The organism is Streptomyces sp. NPDC060198 (assembly GCF_042728415.1).
Classification (GTDB): Bacteria; Actinomycetota; Actinomycetes; order Streptomycetales; family Streptomycetaceae; genus Streptomyces.
The window spans coordinates 1-2,412 of record NZ_JBHWZJ010000612.1 but is presented as its reverse complement, the minus strand read 5'-3'; the positions used below and the strand labels follow the sequence as shown (position 1 = coordinate 2,412).

General features: G+C 70.9%; 2 protein-coding genes. Both read right to left on the bottom strand.

The window, feature by feature from the left end; translation table 11 throughout:
* Positions 1-831, bottom strand: an 831-nt coding sequence (metK, locus tag ACFWEP_RS34080) for a methionine adenosyltransferase (protein ID WP_387376101.1), incomplete at its 3' end; no start/stop codon positions are given.
* A gap of 239 nt (positions 832-1,070) precedes the next feature.
* The gene (gene coaBC, locus ACFWEP_RS34075; protein WP_387376099.1) at positions 1,071-2,276 is read right to left on the bottom strand and encodes a bifunctional phosphopantothenoylcysteine decarboxylase/phosphopantothenate--cysteine ligase CoaBC; all 1,206 of its coding nucleotides are present in this window, start codon (positions 2,274-2,276) and stop codon (positions 1,071-1,073) included.
* Positions 2,277-2,412: the final 136 nt, after the last annotated feature.

Genomic DNA, 2,412 nt, shown 5'->3' with positions numbered 1-2,412 from the left:
GGCCATGCCGCCGTAGGTGTCGATGATGATCTTGCGGCCGGTGAGGCCGGCGTCACCCATCGGGCCGCCGATCTCGAAGCGGCCGGTCGGGTTCACCAGGAGGCGGTAGCCCTCGGTGTCGAGCTTGATGCCGTCCTCGATGAGCTGGGCCAGCACGTGCTCCACGACGAACTCGCGGATGTCGGGGGCGAGCAGCGAGTCGAGGTCGATGTCCGAGGCGTGCTGCGAGGACACCACGACCGTGTCGAGCCGGACGGCCTTGTCACCGTCGTACTCGATGGTGACCTGCGTCTTGCCGTCGGGGCGCAGGTAGGGGATGGTGCCGTTCTTGCGGACGTCGGAGAGCCGGCGGGAGAGCCGGTGCGCCACGTAGATCGGGAGCGGCATCAGCTCGGGGGTCTCGTCGCAGGCGTAGCCGAACATCAGGCCCTGGTCGCCCGCGCCCTGCTTGTCGAGCTCGTCGTCCTCGGCGGCCGCCGCACCCAGCACCCGCTTCTCGTACGCGGTGTCGACGCCCTGGGCGATGTCCGGGGACTGCGCTCCGATGGACACCGAGACGCCGCAGGAGGCGCCGTCGAAGCCCTTCTTGGAGGAGTCGTAGCCGATCTCCAGGATCTTGTTGCGCACGAGGTTGGGGATGTCGGCGTAGGCCTTGGTCGTGACCTCACCCGCGACATGCACCAGACCAGTGGTGATCAAGGTCTCGACGGCGACGCGCGAGGTGGGGTCCTCGCGCAGGAGCGCGTCGAGAATCGTGTCGCTGATCTGGTCAGCGATCTTGTCGGGGTGACCCTCGGTGACGGATTCCGAGGTGAAGAGGCGGCGGGACACATCGCTCCCTGGGGTTGCAGCGGCTGCTGGCTGATCATGGGTGGAACGACCGGGAGCTGCGCCCGGCACGTTCCGCGACCAGTTTATCGGTCGCTTCCGGCGGTTGGACCACACGTCTCGCCCCTTGGGAGCGCTGTGACGTCCGGCACTGGCGAATTCGGAGGTACGGCCCGCCCGCGGAAGCACTGTGGAGACCTATTTTCTCCCGAGTCGCCCACGCGGGTGCGGCGGGGGTGAATCTACCCCGGGAAGCGGGCGGCTACCAGGCCCCACAAGGTGTCGGCGAGGCCTTCCTTGGGCCCGTACGGCACGGCCGTCTCGCCGCCGTCCGCGGCCAGGACCACCGCTTCGTTCTCCTCGGAACCGAAGGTCTTGCGCTCCCCCACTTCGTTCACTACGAGAAGGTCACACCCCTTGCGGCGTAGTTTCTCGCGCCCGTTGGCGAGCACGTCGTCGGTCTCCGCGGCGAACCCCACGACCACCTGACCGGGTGCGGCCCGTTCGGTGGCGAGCTCCGCGAGGATGTCCGGATTACGCACAAGTTCAATGGCCGGATCCGCCCGGTCGTCGCGCTTCTTGATCTTGCCCGTGGCGTACGCGGCGGGCCGGAAGTCGGCGACGGCGGCGGCCATCACGACCACGTCCGCGTCGGCCGCCGCCTTCAGCACGGCCTCCCGCAGCTGGATCGCGGTTCCCACGTGGACCACGTCGGCGCCGGCCGGGTCCGGCAGTCCGGTGTTCGCCTCGATCAGGGTGACCCGGGCGCCCCGGGCGACGGCCGTGCGCGCGAGCGCGTACCCCTGCTTGCCGGAAGACCGGTTGCCCAGGTAGCGGACCGGGTCGAGCGGCTCGCGGGTGCCTCCGGCGCTGACCACGACGTGACGGCCCGCGAGATCGGGTGCCGCGACGCCCCGGGACAGCACCCGGCGGCAGACCTCGAAGATCTCGGCGGGGTCGGGGAGCCGTCCCTTGCCGGTGTCGACCCCGGTGAGCCGGCCGACGGCGGGCTCGATGACCACGGCGCCCCGGCGGCGCAGGGTGGCGACGTTCTCCTGGGTGGCGGGGTGCTCCCACATCTCGGTGTGCATGGCGGGCGCGAACACGACCGGGCACCGGGCCGTGAGCAGGGTGTTGGTGAGCAGGTCGTCGGCGAGCCCGTGGGCGGCCTTGGCGAGCATGTCGGCAGTGGCCGGAGCGACCACGACGAGGTCGGCGGCCTGCCCGGTGCGCACGTGAGGCACCTCGTGGACGTCGTTCCAGACCTCGGTGGAGACCGGGTGCCCGGAGAGCGCGGACCAGGTGGCCGCGCCGACGAAGTGCAGCGAGGCCGCGGTGGGCACCACTCGTACGTCGTGCCCGGACTCGGTCAGCCGGCGCAGCAGTTCGCACGCCTTGTACGCGGCGATGCCTCCGCTGACCCCCAGAACGACCTTCGGCTTCTCCACTGCGTCTCCCCGCACTCGGCTCGGTGTCCTTCCATGCTGCCCCACCCCCGCCGCCCGTCGTCCGGCGGCCCGGTGCTCCGCGCGCGACGCGCCGGACTCCGGTCCCGGACACACCCCGGGCCCGGCGGATGATCCG